Here is a 15,798-nt window from a genome sequence, read left to right as displayed (position 1 = left end):
GTCGTTGAGCGCCGACGGAGGACCGGACGGCGCGCGCGACGAACGTCCGAAAGGACGGGTGGTCGTGTTGTCCGGTCCCTCCGCGGTCGGAAAGTCGACGCTGGTCCGGTGTCTGCGTGAGCGGATTCCTGACCTGCACTTTTCGGTGTCGGCCACGACCCGGGCACCCAGGCCCGGCGAGGTCGACGGCGTCGACTACCACTTCGTGACCCCCGCGCAGTTCCAGGAGCTGATCGAATCGGGCGCCCTGCTCGAGTGGGCAGAAATCCACGGTGGCCTGCACCGATCCGGGACGCTGGCCGCGCCGGTCCGCGAAGCCGCCGGCTCTGGGCATCCGGTGCTCATCGAGGTGGACCTGGCCGGCGCCCGCGCGATCAAGCAAGCCATGCCGGAGGCGGTCACGGTGTTCCTGGCGCCGCCGAGCTGGCAGGTCCTGGAATCCCGGTTGGTCGGCCGCGGGACCGAGACGCCCGAGGTGATCCGCCGCAGACTGGAGACCGCCCGCGCCGAACTCGCAGCTCAGGACGACTTCGACCACGTCGTGGTGAACAGTCGATTGGAAACTGCCTGCTCGGAATTGGTATCGTTGCTGGTGGAAACCGCCCCAGGCACGGCGTGACCCGCCATCTTCATCCGATCCACCACCAGCGATTCGCCCTCTACGCCGCCAGGAGAAAGACTTACGTGAGTACTCCCCAAGCCGACGCGCAACTGGCCGCCGTCCCCGACCAATTCGACCCGGCGTCGGGCGCGGTCGGTTACGACACGCCGCTGGGCATCACCAACCCGCCCATCGACGAGCTGCTGGACCGCGTGTCGAGCAAGTACGCCCTGGTGATCTACGCGGCCAAGCGGGCGCGGCAGATCAACGATTACTACAACCAGCTCGGCGAGGGCATCCTCGAATACGTCGGCCCCCTGGTCGAGCCGGGCCTGCAGGAAAAGCCGCTGTCGATCGCGCTGCGCGAGATCCACGCCGACCTGCTCGAGCACACCGAAGGCGAGTAGCGGGCAGGCCGGGCGCTGTGGACCGCAAGCGGATCATCGTCGGCGTCTCCGGGGGCATCGCCGCCTACAAGGCCGCGACCGTCGTTCGCCAGCTCACCGAGGCCGGCCACCGGGTCCGGGTCATCCCCACCGAATCGGCGCTGCGTTTCGTCGGCGCCGCCACCTTCGAGGCGCTGTCCGGTGAACCGGTCCACACCAGGGTCTTCGACGACGTCCCCGAGGTGGCGCACGTCGCCCTCGGCCAGGGCGCAGACCTGGTCGTCGTCGCGCCGGCTACCGCCGACCTGCTGGCCCGGGCCGTCACCGGCCGGGCCGACGACCTGCTGACCGCCACCCTGCTCACCGCGCGATGTCCGGTGCTGTTCGCGCCCGCGATGCACACCGAGATGTGGCTGCACCCCGCCACCCAGGACAACGTGGCCACGCTGCGCCGCCGGGGCGCCGTGGTGCTGGAACCGGCGTCCGGGCGGCTCACCGGCGCGGACAGCGGCGCCGGCCGGTTACCCGAGGCCGAGGAGATCACCACGTTCGCCCAGTTGCTGCTGGAGCGCCACGACGCCATGCCCTACGACCTGGCCGGCTGCAAGATGCTGGTCACGGCCGGCGGCACCCGCGAGCCGATCGATCCGGTGCGTTTCATCGGCAACCGCAGCTCCGGTAAGCAGGGGTACGCGCTTGCGCGGGTCGCCGCCCAGCGCGGCGCCGAGGTGACGCTGATCGCCGGGCACACCGCCGGGCTCGTCGACCCCGCCGGTGTCGACGTCGTGCACGTCAGCTCCGCCCAGCAGCTCGCCGACGCGGTGTCCAAGCACGCGCCCGACGCCCATGTGCTGGCGATGGCGGCCGCGGTCGCCGACTTCCGGCCGGCCCGGGTGGCCACCGCAAAGATCAAGAAGGGCGCCTCAGAAGACACCGCGGCGCCGACCATCGAGCTGGTCCGCAACGACGACGTGCTGGCCGCGGCGGTGCGGGCCCGCGCCGACGGGCAGCTGCCGAACATGCGCGCGATCGTCGGGTTCGCCGCCGAGACCGGCGACGCCAACGGCGACGTGCTCTTCCATGCCCGGGCCAAGTTGCGCCGCAAGGGCTGCGACCTGCTGGTGGTCAACGCCGTCGGGGAGGGCAAGGCCTTCGAGGTGGACAACAACGACGGCTGGCTGCTGGCCTCCGACGGCACCGAGTCGGCGCTGCAGCACGGGTCGAAGACGCTGATGGCCAGTCGTATCGTGGACGCAATCGCCACCTTTCTGCACAGCGGCAGCGGGTAACTCCACATCGCGGGGCGCCCGGAGCGGCGGACGACGTGACGATATAATTCGCCTAACTAACATTTTGTCGAGGATGGGAAGGATCCGGGTGTGAGCGAAAAGGGTCGGCTGTTCACCAGCGAGTCGGTGACCGAGGGACATCCCGACAAGATCTGCGACGCCATCAGCGACTCCGTGCTCGACGCGCTCCTGGCCGACGACCCCCGTTCGCGCGTCGCGGTCGAGACGATGGTCACCACCGGTCAGGTACACGTCGCGGGGGAGGTGACGACGAACGCCAAGGAAGCGTTCGCCGAGATCACCGACACGGTTCGCAGCCGCATCCTCGATATCGGCTACGACTCGTCCGACAAAGGCTTCGACGGCGCGTCGTGCGGGGTCAACATCGCGATCGGCGCCCAGTCGCCCGACATCGCGCAAGGCGTCGACACCGCTCACGAAGCCCGCGTCGAGGGCGCTGCGGACCCGCTGGACGCCCAGGGCGCCGGCGACCAGGGCTTGATGTTCGGGTACGCGATCAGCGACACCCCGGAGATGATGCCGCTGCCCATCGCGCTGGCCCACCGGCTGTCGCGGCGGCTCTCCGAGGTCCGCAAGGGCGGCGTGGTGCCGTACCTGCGCCCGGATGGCAAAACGCAGGTCACCATTGCCTACGAGGGCAACACCCCGGTTCGGCTGGACACCGTCGTCATCTCTACCCAGCACGCCCCGGACGTCGACCTGGAGGGCATGCTGGCTCCCGACATCCGGGAGAAGGTACTCAACACCGTGCTCGACGACCTGGCGCACGACACCCTGGACGCCTCCGAGGTGCGGCTGCTGGTCAACCCGACCGGCAAGTTCGTGCTCGGCGGGCCCATGGGCGACGCCGGCCTGACCGGCCGCAAGATCATCGTCGACACCTACGGCGGCTGGGCCCGTCACGGCGGCGGCGCCTTCTCCGGCAAGGATCCGTCCAAGGTGGACCGCTCGGCGGCGTACGCGATGCGCTGGGTGGCCAAGAACGTGGTCGCCGCCGGACTGGCCGAGCGGGTCGAGGTGCAGGTTGCTTACGCGATCGGCAAGGCCGCCCCGGTCGGGCTGTTCGTGGAGACGTTCGGCACCGAGACCGTCGACCCGGTGAAGATCGAGAAGGCCATCGGCGATGTGTTCGATCTGCGGCCCGGCGCGATCATCCGCGACCTGGATTTGCTGCGTCCGATCTACGCGCAGACCGCCGCGTACGGCCACTTCGGCCGCACCGACATCGAGCTGCCGTGGGAGCAGCTCAACAAGGTCGACGACCTCAAGCGCGCCGTCTAGGCACCCGCGCAGCAGTCAGGCCGGGCGGGGGACCGCAGCCATGTGCGACTGGCCGATCCAGTCCAGCACTGCCTGGCGGACGTCGGCGGCTCCGGATACGGTCACGGTGCCGTTGAGGATTGCCCGCGACCAGGACAGCTCGCCGAGCCAGATCCGGGTCAGGTCGCGCAGGCTGGCCTCGATCGTCGCCGCCACGTCGTAGCCCGGGTCGAAATCGCAGACGTCGGCCGTTCCCTCGGACACCGTCAGCCACCAGCGTGAGGCCTTCGGGTCGACTCCGGTCAGGCGGAACGCCACCACCGTGCGGGCCCGTGGCCAGGCATCGATGGAAATGCTGCGACGGATATCCCACATCAGCAGGTGCGCATCGAGGTCCTTGTCGCCGAGTTCACCCATCCAGCGCACCCCCCACTCGCCGAGCGCATGGACCACTCCGGCGAGTTCGGCGCCGCATGGCGTCAACGAATACGTTGTGCGACCGTCGATCTCGGTGCGCTCGACCACTCCCGCCCTGCACAGTGACTTCAGTCGCTTGGACAACAGCGCGGGCGACATCTTCGGCACTCCACGCCGAAGATCATTGAAATGCCTACTGCCCAGCAACAGCTCACGCACCACGAGCAGGGTCCACCGCTCGTCGAGCAGCTCCATCGCCCTGGCCACCGGACAGAACTGGCCGTATGTCGACATCTGCTCAGTACACGCCCCAACAGCGGAATTGGCTAGTACAAGTCCTGAACTAGCGCAGCTTCAGATCTGGCACTGGAAGCGGTTCACCGGCGCGCGGGACGATTGTCTGGATCGTCAGGGAGGACGGGTGAGATGACCATAGGAACCGACGTCGTGACCGCCGATCGCGAACTCGAAAATAAGCACCGCGCGCTGTGGGCGCTGGGCGACTACGCCGCGGTGGCAACCGAAGTGGTGGCACCGCTGGGTCCAGTGCTGGTGCAAGCGAGCGGGATTCGGGCGGGTGACCGGGTGCTCGACGTCGCCGCCGGCGCCGGCAATGTGGCGATACCCGCCGCGCGCGCCGGCGCGGACGTCGTTGCCAGCGACCTGTGCCTGGAGCTGCTGGAGCGCGGCCGCGCGATCGCGCAGTCACAAGGTGTTCGCCTGCAGTGGCGGGCGGCCAACGCCGAAGCGTTGCCGTTCGACGACGACGCGTTCGACGCGGTGCTGTCCTGCATCGGCGTGATGTTCGCCCCGCATCACCAGCGCGCCGCCGACGAGCTGGTCCGGGTCTGCCGCCCGGGCGGGACGATCGGCCTGATCAGCTGGACACCCGAAGGGTTCGTCGGCCAGATGTTCGCGACGATCAAGCCGTACCTGCCGACGCCGCCCGCCGGTGCGCAGCCCGCACCGAGGTGGGGGAGCCCGGATTACGTCCGCGGTCTGCTGGCCGACCGGATCAACGAGTTCAGCGCGCAGCGCCGGACGCTGCTGGTGGACCGATTTGCCGACGGCGCGGCGTTCCGCGACTTCTTCAAAGCTCATTACGGCCCGACGATCTCGGCGTATCAGGCCATCGCGGACGAGCCGGAGCGGGTCGCGGCGCTGGATGCGGAGCTGGCTGAACTGGGCGATCGCCAACTGCGCGGGTCGTCGGCGATGCAGTGGGAGTACCTGCTGGTCACCGCACGCAAGCGTCAGGCGGTGAACCGGTAGTCGTCGAGGTTGAAACGCCTACTGCGCCAATAAGCCTCGACCGTGGTGGTGGGCCGCAGCGGCACGTCGCCGTTCTTGTCGAAGTAGTAGCTGTTTGCCAGCCGGCAACTGTCCTGCCAGAACACCTGCCGATGGCGCTTGCGCATCATCTCGGCGAAGTAGCGGTCGTTGGCCTCCTCGGTGACCTCGACGCGGGTGGCGCCGTCGCGCCCGGCCCGTTTCAGAAGCCGCACAATGTGGTGGGTCTGCGCCTCGATGAGCGCGAAATACGACGACCCGACATAGCCGTACGGCCCGAACACGCTGAACAAATTGGGGAAACCGGGAATGCTGACGCCTTCGTAGGCCTGCAGCCGGTGTTCGTCCCAAAACGCGCTCAGCGACTTCCCGCCGCTGCCCGTGACCGCGAACGTCGGCACGCTGTCGGTGTCCATCACCTTGAAACCCGTTGCCAGCACCAGCACGTCGATCTCGTGGCTTTCACCGTCGGTGGTGACTACGGCCGACCGCGTGATCTTGTCGATCGGATCGGTCACCAGCATCACGTTGTCGCGGTTGAACGTGGACAGGTAACTGTTGTGAAAGCCGGGCCGTTTGCAGCCGACCGCATAACGCGGAGTGAGCTTTTCACGCACCACCGGGTCGGTGACCTGCTGACGTAGGTACGCCCGCCCGGCCCGCTCCATCCACCGGGCCATCGGGAACACCGTGAAGTACTGCGCCGGAATCGGGAACGTCGCCTCGACAAAAGCCTGGCTGGCCAGCCGCTGCAGCGCTTTACCGCCCGGTAGTCGCATCGCCCAGCGCGCCGGCGCCGGCAGGGGTACATCGAGCTTGGGGAAACACCAGATCGGCGTGCGCTGAAAAACCGTGAGCTGCTTGACAATCGGCGCGATCTCGGGAATCACCTGCACGGCCGAGGCGCCGGTGCCGATGACCGCGACCCGCTTACCCGTCAGGTCCTGCGAGTGGTCCCAGCGTGCGGTGTGCATGGTGACGCCGTCGAAGGAGTCGACGCCGTCGATGTCGGGCAGCTTGGGCACCGTGAGCACGCCGCTGGCGTTGACCAGGAACCGTGCGGTGACCACGCCGCCCGGATCGGTCTGCACCCGCCACAGGGTGTTCTCGTCGTCGAACTCGGCGGCTAAGACTTTGGTGTTGAACCGGATCTTGGCGCGGATGCCGTATTTGTCCACGCAGTGCTCGGCATAGGCCTTCAGCTCGTTTCCCGGCGCGTAGGTGCGCGTCCAGTCCGGCCGTTGTTCGAACGAGAACTGGTAGGAGAACGACGGAATGTCCACGGCGATACCGGGATAGGTGTTCCAGTGCCAGGTGCCACCGACGCCGTCGCCGGCCTCGATCAGCAGGTAGTCGCCGAGGCCGGCCTGGTCGAGCTTGATAGCGGTCCCGATACCGGAGAAGCCGGCGCCGACCACGACGCTGTGATAGTCGGGTGTCATACCCGTAACGGTAACCCGCTAGCGCTGCAGCGCCTTCTTCAGCGCGGCCAGGCCGCGGCTGGTCGCCTCGGCCGCCGCGGGCACCAGGAGCGCGAAGCTGACGAAGCCGTGCACCAGTGTTGGCTCGTTGCTCAGTTCGACGGGAACCCCTGCGGCGCTCAGCAACTCGGCGTAGCGGGCGCCGTCGTCGCGCAGCGGGTCGTGCTCGGCGGTGCCGATATAGGCCGGCGCCAGACCGGAGAAGTCGGTCGCGTTGGCCGGCGCTAGCGTGACGGGCAACGTGGACGGATCGCTGATGTCGACGTCGGGCAGGTACCACTGCAGGAACGCGTCGATGACCTCGCGGTCCAGGATCGGCGCGTCGGCGTTCTCGATGAACGACGGCAGCGACAGGTCGCCGGTGGTCGACGGGTACCACAGCAATTGAAACGCCAGGGCCGGGCCGCCGTTGTCGCGGGCCAGCCTCGCTACGACCGCCGACAGGTTGCCGCCCGCGGAGTCGCCGGCGACCGCGATCCGGCCGGGATCTCCGCCCAGTTCGGCGGCATGCTCGCCGACCCACTGCAGCGCGGCCCAGCAGTCCTCCACCGCGGCCGGGAACGGGTGCTCCGGCGCCAGGCGATAGTCGACCGAGACCACGATGGCCTCGGCGCCCACCGCGTGGGCGCGAGCCACCGCGTCGTGGGTGTTCAGGTCGCCGATCGACCAGCCGCCGCCGTGGTAGAACACCACCACCGGCAGGTTGTCCGAGACCACCGGCGGCCAGTAGACGCGAGCCGGGATGCCGCTCGCGATCGTGCGGTCCTCAATCCGCAACTGCGGCAACATCTCCGGCGGAGCCTGCAGCGCGCGGATTCTGGCCCGCGCCACTTCGACACCGTCGGCCGCACTGAACGTCATCGGCAGCGCGTCCAGCAGCGACTTGAGCAACGGGTCGATCTCCGGGCGCGCGGTCATCGGCTGAGGCCCTTGCGCAGCGCGGCCAGTCCGCGGTCCATGGCCTCGGTGGCGGCGGGCACCACGCCGGCGTAGCCGACGTAGCCGTGCACCAGCGTCTCGGCGTTATCCACCTCGACCGGAACACCGGCGGCCGCGAGCAGCTCACCGTAGCGGATGCCGTCGTCGCGCAACGGGTCGTGCCCCGCGACCGCGATGTAGGCCGGCGGCAGGCCCGCCAGATTCTTCGCGCGCCCCGGCGCCATGCCGGGCGGCGGATCGGACAAGTCGATTTCGCCTGCGTACCAACGGGAAAACTGCGCGACGGCTTCGCGGCCCAATATCGGTGCGTCGGCGTTCTCGGTGAACGACGCCAGCGACGAGTCCCACAGCGTGGACGGGTACCACAGCAGCTGGAAGGCGATCGGCGGGCCGCCGTTGTCGCGGGCCCGCTGCGCGACGGCCGCGGCGATGGTGCCGCCCGCCGAGTCCCCGGCCACCGCCAGCCGGTTTGTGTCGGCGCCGATCTCCTCGCCGTGCGCGGCCACCCACTGCGTCGCGGCCCAGGCGTCGTCGACCGCGGCGGGATAGGGGTGTTCGGGCGCCAGCCGGTAGTCGACCGACACCACCACCGCACCCGCGCCGGCGGCGTGCTGCCGGCAGGTGCCGTCGTGGGTGTCGAGGTCACCAACCACAAAACCGCCGCCGTGGAAGAACACCACCACCGGTCGCGCGTCTTCGGTTGGGGGCCAATAGATTCGGATTGCAAGCAGCCCGGCCGGGCCGTCGATCGTTCGGTTCTCGACGCGGACCTCCGGGTGCACTGGCCGTCGCGGCAAATCCCGAAGCCGCTGCCGCGCGGCTTCGACGCCGCCTTCCAGCGACAGCTGGAACGGCACCGCATCCAGTACCTTCAGCAGAATGGGGTCGATGGCGGGCCGGGTGTCCTCGGGCATGGAGACACCCTATGCACCGCGCATGGTGGTCGGTTGCTGGGTGGCTGCCGGCTGGGCCGGTGTTGTTTACGGGCTGTTCTTGACCGTGACGGTGTTGCTGTCCCCGCCGGGCGAGGAGCTGACCGGCCGGTTCATGGCCCAGCCGCTGCTCAAGGCGTCGATGGCACTTCTGCTGGCGGCCGCCGCCGTGGCTCACCCGATCCTTCGCGAGCGCCGCTGGCTGATGCTGGCGTTGGTGTTCTCCGCGGTCGGCGATGCGCTGCTGGCGATCCCGTGGTGGACGGCGTCGTTCGTGCTCGGGCTGTCCGCGTTCCAACTGGCGCACCTGTGTTTTCTGGGCGCGATGATCCCGCTGGCACGACGGTCGTGGCCGCGGCTGGTCGCCGTCGTCGCCGTCGGCGTGGCGTGTGTGGCGCTGCTGGTGTGGTTCTGGCCGGGGCTCGCCCGCGACGGGCTGACCGTGCCGGTCGTGGTGTACATGGTCGTGCTGGGCGCCATGGTGTGCGCGGCGCTGCTCGCACGGCTGCCCACAATCTGGACCGCCGTCGGCGCGGTGTGTTTCGCGGTCTCCGACGCGATGATCGGGATCGGCAGGTTCGTCCTGGGCAACGAGGCGCTGGCGGTGCCGATCTGGTGGGCCTATGCGACGGCCCAGATCCTGATCACCGCCGGGTTCTTCTTCGGCCGGGCGGACGTCGCCGTCGGCGCGAGCGTGCGTAAACCCGGGGATTAGCGCGGCGTGCCGGCCGGGGACACGCACGCTCGCGGAACGAGGCAGCCCGCCGAGCATGAGCCGATCGCCCGGGTGCTGCCGATGCTGTCGGTGCCGCATCTGGACCGGGACTTCGACTATCTGGTGGCCGCCGAACAGTCCGACGACGCCCACCCCGGAGTGCGGGTGCGGGTCCGGTTCCACGGGCGGCTGGTCGACGGATTCGTCCTGGAACGCCGCACCGACACCGAGCACGTCGGCAAGCTCGCGTGGCTCGACCGGGTCGTGTCGCCCGAGCCGGTGCTCACCCCCGAGATCCACCGCCTGGTCGACGCGGTGGCCGCGCGCTACGCCGGTACCCGCGCCGACGTGCTGCGGCTGGCGGTGCCGCCTCGCCACGCCCGGGTTGAACGCGAAACCCCAACGGCCCCAAGCCAACCCGTCGTCGCGTCGATCGACCGGAGCGGATGGGAGACCTACGGGCGCGGCGGGCAGTTCCTGACCGCGCTGGCCGAGTCGCGGGCGGCCCGCGCGGTGTGGCAGGCGCTGCCCGGCGATCCGTGGGCTGACCGGTTCGCCGAGGCGGCCGCGCAGACCGTGCAGACCGGGCGGGGGGTGTTGGCGATCGTGCCCGATCAGCGTGACGTCGACGCGCTATGGCGGGCCGCGACAACACTGCTCGACGAGACCAGCGTGGTGGCGTTGTCGGCGGGGCTGGGGCCGGCCGCGCGCTACCGGCGCTGGCTGGCGGCGCTGCGGGGGAGCGCGCGGCTGGTGATCGGCACCCGCAGCGCGGTGTTCGCGCCGGTGACCGACCTGGGCCTGGTGATTGTGTGGGACGACGGCGACGACACGCTGGCCGAGCCGCGGGCGCCGTATCCGCACGCCCGGGAGGTGGCAATGCTGCGCGCCCACCAGATGCGCTGCGCCGCCCTGATCGGCGGGTACGCCCGCACCGCCGAGGCGCACGCCCTGGTGCGCAGCGGATGGGCGCATGACGTCGTCGCGACCCGCCAGGTGGTGCGTGCCCGCACCCCGCGGGTGGTGGCGCTCGACGACAGCGGATACGCCGACGAACGCGACCCGGCCGCCCGCAGCGCACGGCTGCCGTCGGTGGCGTTGCGGGCCGCCCGTGCCGCGCTCGAGGCCGGCGCACCGGTGCTGGTACAGGTGCCGCGCCGCGGCTATGTGCCCTCGCTGGCCTGCGGACGCTGCCGTGCGATCGCCCGGTGCCGGCATTGCACCGGGCCGTTGTCGCTGCCCGACCGCGGCGCGGGCGCGGTCTGCCGCTGGTGTGGCCGTGTCGATGCGGCGCTGCGCTGTCCCCGCTGCGGCTCGGACGCGGTGCGTGCCGTCGTCGTCGGCGCCCGGCGTACTGCGGAGGAACTCGGCCGGGCGTTCCCCGGAATCACCGTGATCACTTCCGGGGGCGACGCGGTCGTGGAGGAGGTCGCCGACCGTCCGGCGTTGGTGGTTGCCACTCCGGGCGCCGAACCGCGGGCGCCCGCCAGCTACGGCGCGGCGCTGCTACTGGACAGCTGGGCGCTGCTGGGCCGGCAGGATCTGCGCGCCGCCGAGGACACGCTGCGGCGGTGGATGGCCGCGGCGGCGCTGGTGCGCTCCCGCGGCGACGGCGGGGTGGTGGCGGTGGTCGCCGAGTCGTCGATCCCGACCGTGCAGTCGCTCGTCCGATGGGATCCGGTCGGTCACGCCGAAGCCGAGTTGACGGCCCGCGCAGAGGTCGGCCTGCCGCCGAGTGTGCACATCGCCGCACTCGACGGTCCCGCCGACGCGGTGGCGGCATTGCTGGAACAGGCCGAGTTGCCCGACGGCGCCGATTTGCTCGGCCCGGTGGACCTGCCGTCGGGCGCGCGCCAGCCGGCCGGTGTCGCGGCGGACGCGCCCGTGACCCGGATGCTGGTGCGGGTCGCGCGTGAGCAGGGCTTGGCCTTGGCGGCGGCGCTGCGGCGCGCCACGGGTGTGCTCAGCGCCCACCAGGATCACGAGCCGGTCCGGGTACAGATCGACCCGCTGCACATCGGCTAGGCGCGCTACGCGAAATCGAGTGTGCATCTACGGCGTCGAGCGTTAACTTACGGCGACAATCCGTCCTCGGAATTCCCGCCCTACGTTCACAGTCGAAACCCAGGATTCACACTCGGCATGCCCGGGTCCCAGAGCCTGAAGCGAATCACCGTCAAAACGAGTAGTGCACTACGCGTGTGCTCATGGCCAGGCGCTGACAGCATTGATTTGCATCAGGGCAGGGACGCCGCCGAGCAAAAGACATGGACGGCATCGCTTTTGAGAATTTCACTTTCGCCAAACCAGTGTGGGGCATAGTGCTGGCTCCGACAATGCGAGCCCACGGAAAGACATGTCGCTAGGCGGGCGCGTGGCGGGCTGCTTCTCGGACGAGTTGGACCCGCGACGTCAGGCCGAGTTTGGTGTAGACGTGGGTGAGGTGGGATTGCACGGTCCGCGGTGAGACGAAAAGCCTTGTGGCGATTGCGTTATTGGGCAGCCCTTCGCTGACCAGTCGCACGACGTCGAGTTCAGCTGGGGTTAGCGAGGCCCAGCCGCTGGTCGGGCGTTTGCGTTCGCCTCGGCCGCGTTTGGCGTACGCGATAGCCTCCTCGGTGGTCAGGGCCGCACCTTCGGCCCAGGCCGCGTCAAAGTCCTTCTCGCCCATTGCATCTCGCAGCGCAGCCACTGAGGCCTCGTAGTCGGCGTCCCATACCTTGAACCGCACCACGCCCATGCGCTGCCGCATTGCGTGTGCGGCACCGAACAGGCGGGCGGCTTCGCGGTGACTACTGGTGCCCCCGGCTAGAGTGCCGAGACACTCCAGGGTGTCGGAAATACCCAAATACGCTTGAATGCTGGCGGCGATCGCGAGCGCGTCGTGGGCGTCGCGCTCGGCCTGATCTGGCTCGCCCTGCGCGATCGCCACGCGGGCGCGCGTGGTCAGCGCATCCGACCGAAATATGCCGGTCGTAGTCGATACCGCCTCGTCGGCCCAGCGGCGCGCCGCAACTAGATCCCCGCCCGCCAGGGCGGCCTGCGCGCCGCAAGAGCGTCCCAGCGCTGCGGCGGCGAGGAGGGCACTCGCGTGCTGGCGCTCCGCCTCGTACGCTTGCTGGGCCGTCGCGGCATCACCGTCGGCCAGGGTCGCGACAGCCATCGCCGAGTAGGCAAGGCCCGCCGAGATCGCGGCAAGCTCCAAAGCGGATTCGACGGCCGCGTCGGCGGCGGCCCGAGCCGCACCGGCCTCGCCCTGCCACGCGAGTGCGACGCCCTGGAACGCGAGGCTGTGCACCCTGCGGACCTCATCGTGAGCTGCCTCGGCCTCGGCCGCCACCACGCCGAATTGTGTGACGGCTCCGGGCAGATCGCCGCGACATAGCTGTGCAATTCCGAGGGAAAAGCGGCACAGGCGCGAGTGGACCCGGTCGCCGATCGCCTCAGCGAGGTCGCGTCCTTCTTCTGCAGCTGCGCGCCCCGCTATCGGGTCACCCGCCACGACTGCCGCCCCGAGCGCCTGCCAGCTGAGGAGCTCGCTCAGCCTCCACCGATCGTCTAACGCACGGGCCAGGCCAATCGCCTCAGCGAAGTACGGCCGGGCCACCTCAGGAGTGGTGAAGACGGCGATTAAACAGCACGCGGTCAGCACCCGGACCAGCAGGGCCGGGTCATCGATGTCGCGCGCGATCGCCAGCGCCTGCTGAGCCTGATCCAGGCTCGCGGCGCCGCCGACCAACGAATCGAGTAGGGCCTGGTCGGCGAGGGCGCGTGCCCGTACCGCGGCCGCTACCTCGGGGCGCTGCGCGTCGAGGTCGGCGAGGGCGGTGTCGAACCAGGCCAGCGGTTCCCGGCCGTGGCCCCGCGCGAACCACAGCGGCTGCAGCGACGACGCCAGCGCCAAAGCCATTTCTATATCAGAGTTTTCCTGGCTCCACCCGAACGCGGCGCGCAGGTTGTCGATCTCGATCTCGGCCTGCTCGAGGCGCTGCTCATAATCACCGCCTCCTGGCGCGTCAAGCAGGGCCGCCATCGCGGTGTAGTGGTCGCGATGACGCGTCCGCACGGCATCGGCCTCACCGGACTCCCCGAGCTTCTCGAGCGCGTACTGACGCACCGTCTCCAACAGCCGATAGCGGGTTCGGCCTCCGCTGTCGTCGGCGACCACCAGCGACTTGTCCACCAGCAGGGTGAGCTGATCCAGAACCTGGTAGCGCTCCACATCAGTGCTACCGCATACGAATTGGGCGGCGTCTAGATCGAAGCCACCGAGAAACACCGCCAGCCGGCGAAACAGGACCTGCTCCGGGTCGGTCAACAGTGCATGCGACCAGTCGACCGATGCGCGCAGGGTCTGCTGGCGACGCACCGTGGTGCGCGAACCACCGGTCAACAGGCGGAAGCGGTCATGCAGGCCATCGAGGATCTCGGCCAGCGACAACGCCCGCACCCGCGCCGCGGCCAACTCGATCGCCAGCGGCAAGCCGTCGAGCCGTGCACAGATCTCCTTGACTGCCGCGGCATTGTCATCAGAGACAACGAAGTCCGGCCGAGCGTGGCGGGCCCGGTCCTCAAACAGCTCGATGGCTTCATCGGCCAGCGACAACGACGGCATCCGCCAACCCACTTCACCGGTCACCCCGAGCGCCTCACGGCTGGTCGCCAATACCGTCAGGTTGGCACCGGCGCCGAGCAGAGCGGCGACCAGTGCCGCGCTAGCATCCAGCAGATGCTCACAGTTGTCCAGCACCAGTAGCACCTGGCGGTCAGCGACGAAACGGGTGATGGAATCCATGGTGGAGCGGCCCGGTTGATCAGGCAGCTCGAATGCGCGGGCTACGGCGATAGGCACGACGTCGGGGGTGGTGATCGGCGCCAGATCCACATACCACACCCCGTCGGTGAACTCACCGGTCAGCTGCGCCGCGACCTGCACCGCCAACCGGGTTTTGCCCGCTCCTCCGGTGCCGGTCAGGGTGACTAGCCGGTTGTGCGCCAACAGCTCCCGCACCTGGGCCAACTCCGCATCGCGACCCACGAATTTGGTCAACTGAACCGGAAGACGCTGGGAGACAACCACTGTGGCGACCCGCAATGGCGGGAATTCATTCACAAGATCGGGATGGCACAACTGCACCACCCGCTCGGGACGGGGCAAGTCGCGCAGCGGATGAGTGCCCAGATCGGTCAGCCACGCACCCTCGGGTAGTCGATCGACCACCAATTGTTCTGTCGCTCCGGACAACACGGTTTGGCCTCCGTGGGCGAGATCGCGGAGTCGCGCGGTCCGGTTGATGGTCGGGCCGGCGTAGTTGCCCTCGTCGCGCAGCTGGATCTCTCCGGTATGGACACCGATGCGCAGCCGGATCGGGGACAGCGGGGCACGCTGCAATTCCAACGCCGTCGCTACGGCATCGGAGGCACGGGCAAACGCGGCCACAAAACTGTCGCCCTCGCCCTGCTCGACGGGGCGCACGCCGTCGTGGGCGGCGATGACATCGCACGCGACCCGGTTCAGCCGCGCGATTGCAGCCGTCATCTCCTCAGGCTGGGTCTCCCATAGCCGCGTGGAGCCCTCGACGTCTGCCAACAGCAGCGTCACGGTGCCCGTCGGCAAAAGCGCGCTCACGCCATGATCGCTCCAGTCCACCAGCGGCGTCTCCGCGCGTGGATCGATCTCGCTCATGCTAGCCAGCATGCGGTGAAGACGAGCCTCAAACATCAGCGAAAACGCGTAGAACTCTGCCCTAGAGCGCGGATTTGTGACCCCGGCCCGCGCCTCGCACGATCTGGTATTACCAACTGGTATTACCGTTAGGTAGGCTGGCTGGTATGCGGGTGACGAGCAAAGGCCAGGTAACGATCCCGCTCGGGGTGCGGCGCAAGCTCGGGATCGAGCCGGGCTCCGAGGTCGAGTTTGAACTCGACGCGCGCGGCGCCCGGCTGGTGCGCACCAAGACCGCCCGGGGCAAGACGATTGCTCGTCGGATGCGGGGCCGTGGCACCGTCGCGATGAGTACTGAGCAGATCATGGCGCTGACCCGCGGCGACGAATAGCTCGCCGGTGGCCGGTACGCTCGTTGACTCAAACGTGCTGCTGGACCTTTTCACCGAGGACCCCCGCTGGTGTGAGTGGTCTGAGGCGCGGCTTGCCGATGCCCTCGACCGAGGGGCCACGCTGATCAATCCGATCGTGTACGCCGAGGTCTCGATCGCCTTTGAGCGGATCGAAGAACTCGAGCAGGCATTGCCAGCGGAGCTGGAGCGCGAGGCCCTGCCATGGGAAGCGGCCTTTCTGGCCGGCAAATGCTTCATCGAATATCGGCGGCGGGGAGGCCAGAAACGCTCGCCACTGCCAGATTTCTACATTGGTGCCCACGCCGCAGTGACCGGCCGCGCGCTACTGACGCGCGATCCCCGGCGCTATCGGTCGTTCTTCCCGCGCCTCGAGCTGATCTCGCCCTGAC

The 15,798-nt window shown here is 69.1% G+C and carries 14 protein-coding genes; 9 read left to right on the top strand and 5 right to left on the bottom strand.

Going from position 1 to position 15,798, the window contains the following annotated elements; translation table 11 throughout:
- Nucleotides 1-4 precede the first annotated feature (4 nt).
- From gmk to metK, 4 genes are all read left to right on the top strand, one after another.
- On the top strand, nt 5-619 hold the full coding sequence (gmk, locus tag AWB95_RS07225) for a guanylate kinase (RefSeq protein WP_099539734.1): 615 nt from the start codon (nt 5-7) through the stop codon (nt 617-619).
- A gap of 65 nt (nt 620-684) precedes the next feature.
- Complete coding sequence (gene rpoZ, locus AWB95_RS07220) at nt 685-1,008, top strand: DNA-directed RNA polymerase subunit omega (protein WP_062538747.1); 324 nt, start codon at nt 685-687, stop codon at nt 1,006-1,008.
- A 17-nt stretch (nt 1,009-1,025) separates the two neighbouring features.
- Nucleotides 1,026-2,276: a bifunctional phosphopantothenoylcysteine decarboxylase/phosphopantothenate--cysteine ligase CoaBC gene (gene coaBC / locus AWB95_RS07215; protein ID WP_085167882.1), complete on the top strand. Its 1,251-nt coding sequence runs from the start codon at nt 1,026-1,028 to the stop codon at nt 2,274-2,276.
- A gap of 90 nt (nt 2,277-2,366) precedes the next feature.
- Complete coding sequence (gene metK, locus AWB95_RS07210; protein WP_062539856.1) at nt 2,367-3,578, top strand: methionine adenosyltransferase; 1,212 nt, start codon at nt 2,367-2,369, stop codon at nt 3,576-3,578.
- 15 nt (nt 3,579-3,593) lie between these two features.
- On the opposite strand, the gene AWB95_RS07205 is transcribed toward metK, so the two are convergent.
- Nucleotides 3,594-4,268: a winged helix-turn-helix transcriptional regulator gene (locus AWB95_RS07205; protein ID WP_085167880.1), complete on the bottom strand. Its 675-nt coding sequence runs from the start codon at nt 4,266-4,268 to the stop codon at nt 3,594-3,596.
- Between the two features lie 132 nt (nt 4,269-4,400).
- Here AWB95_RS07205 and AWB95_RS07200 point away from each other — a divergent pair, with 132 nt between their 5' ends.
- Complete coding sequence (locus tag AWB95_RS07200; RefSeq protein ID WP_062539855.1) at nt 4,401-5,246, top strand: class I SAM-dependent methyltransferase; 846 nt, start codon at nt 4,401-4,403, stop codon at nt 5,244-5,246.
- Here the strand turns inward: AWB95_RS07200 and AWB95_RS07195 are convergent.
- The 3 genes from AWB95_RS07195 to AWB95_RS07185 are packed head-to-tail and all read right to left on the bottom strand — an operon-like array spanning nt 5,228 to nt 8,598.
- The gene (locus AWB95_RS07195) at nt 5,228-6,706 is read right to left on the bottom strand and encodes a flavin-containing monooxygenase (protein ID WP_062539854.1); all 1,479 of its coding nucleotides are present in this window, start codon (nt 6,704-6,706) and stop codon (nt 5,228-5,230) included. The genes AWB95_RS07200 and AWB95_RS07195 overlap by 19 nt on opposite strands.
- 18 nt (nt 6,707-6,724) lie before the next feature.
- Complete coding sequence (locus tag AWB95_RS07190) at nt 6,725-7,663, bottom strand: alpha/beta hydrolase (protein ID WP_062539853.1); 939 nt, start codon at nt 7,661-7,663, stop codon at nt 6,725-6,727.
- Nucleotides 7,660-8,598, bottom strand: a complete 939-nt coding sequence (locus tag AWB95_RS07185; RefSeq protein ID WP_085167879.1) for an alpha/beta hydrolase — start codon at nt 8,596-8,598, stop codon at nt 7,660-7,662. Before AWB95_RS07185 ends, AWB95_RS07190 begins: the two co-directional genes overlap by 4 nt.
- Here AWB95_RS07185 and AWB95_RS07180 point away from each other — a divergent pair.
- Together AWB95_RS07180 and AWB95_RS07175 are read left to right on the top strand one after the other, a co-directional pair.
- Nucleotides 8,597-9,331, top strand: a complete 735-nt coding sequence (locus tag AWB95_RS07180; protein ID WP_062541807.1) for a lysoplasmalogenase — start codon at nt 8,597-8,599, stop codon at nt 9,329-9,331. The genes AWB95_RS07185 and AWB95_RS07180 overlap by 2 nt on opposite strands.
- A gap of 81 nt (nt 9,332-9,412) precedes the next feature.
- Nucleotides 9,413-11,356, top strand: coding sequence for a primosomal protein N' (locus AWB95_RS07175; protein WP_085167946.1), 1,944 nt, complete (start codon nt 9,413-9,415; stop codon nt 11,354-11,356).
- Between the two features lie 337 nt (nt 11,357-11,693).
- Here the strand turns inward: AWB95_RS07175 and AWB95_RS07170 are convergent, their stop codons facing one another.
- Nucleotides 11,694-14,960 carry a helix-turn-helix transcriptional regulator gene (locus AWB95_RS07170; protein WP_249025632.1) on the bottom strand — a complete coding sequence of 1,089 codons (3,267 nt, stop codon included), beginning with the start codon at nt 14,958-14,960 and terminating at the stop codon, nt 11,694-11,696.
- Nucleotides 14,961-15,163: 203 nt separating this feature from the next.
- On the opposite strand from AWB95_RS07170, the gene AWB95_RS07165 reads away from it, so the two are divergent.
- Entirely contained in the window at nt 15,164-15,388 is a 225-nt protein-coding gene (locus AWB95_RS07165; protein ID WP_062541368.1) for an AbrB/MazE/SpoVT family DNA-binding domain-containing protein, read from the top strand.
- A 7-nt stretch (nt 15,389-15,395) separates the two neighbouring features.
- The gene (locus tag AWB95_RS07160) at nt 15,396-15,797 is read left to right on the top strand and encodes a type II toxin-antitoxin system VapC family toxin (RefSeq protein ID WP_062541369.1); all 402 of its coding nucleotides are present in this window, start codon (nt 15,396-15,398) and stop codon (nt 15,795-15,797) included.
- The last annotated feature ends 1 nt before the right edge of the window (nt 15,798 follow it).

The organism is Mycobacterium celatum (assembly GCF_002101595.1).
In the GTDB taxonomy this organism is placed as follows: Bacteria; Actinomycetota; Actinomycetes; order Mycobacteriales; family Mycobacteriaceae; genus Mycobacterium; species Mycobacterium celatum.
This window is presented reverse-complemented; position numbering and strand designations above follow the sequence as displayed.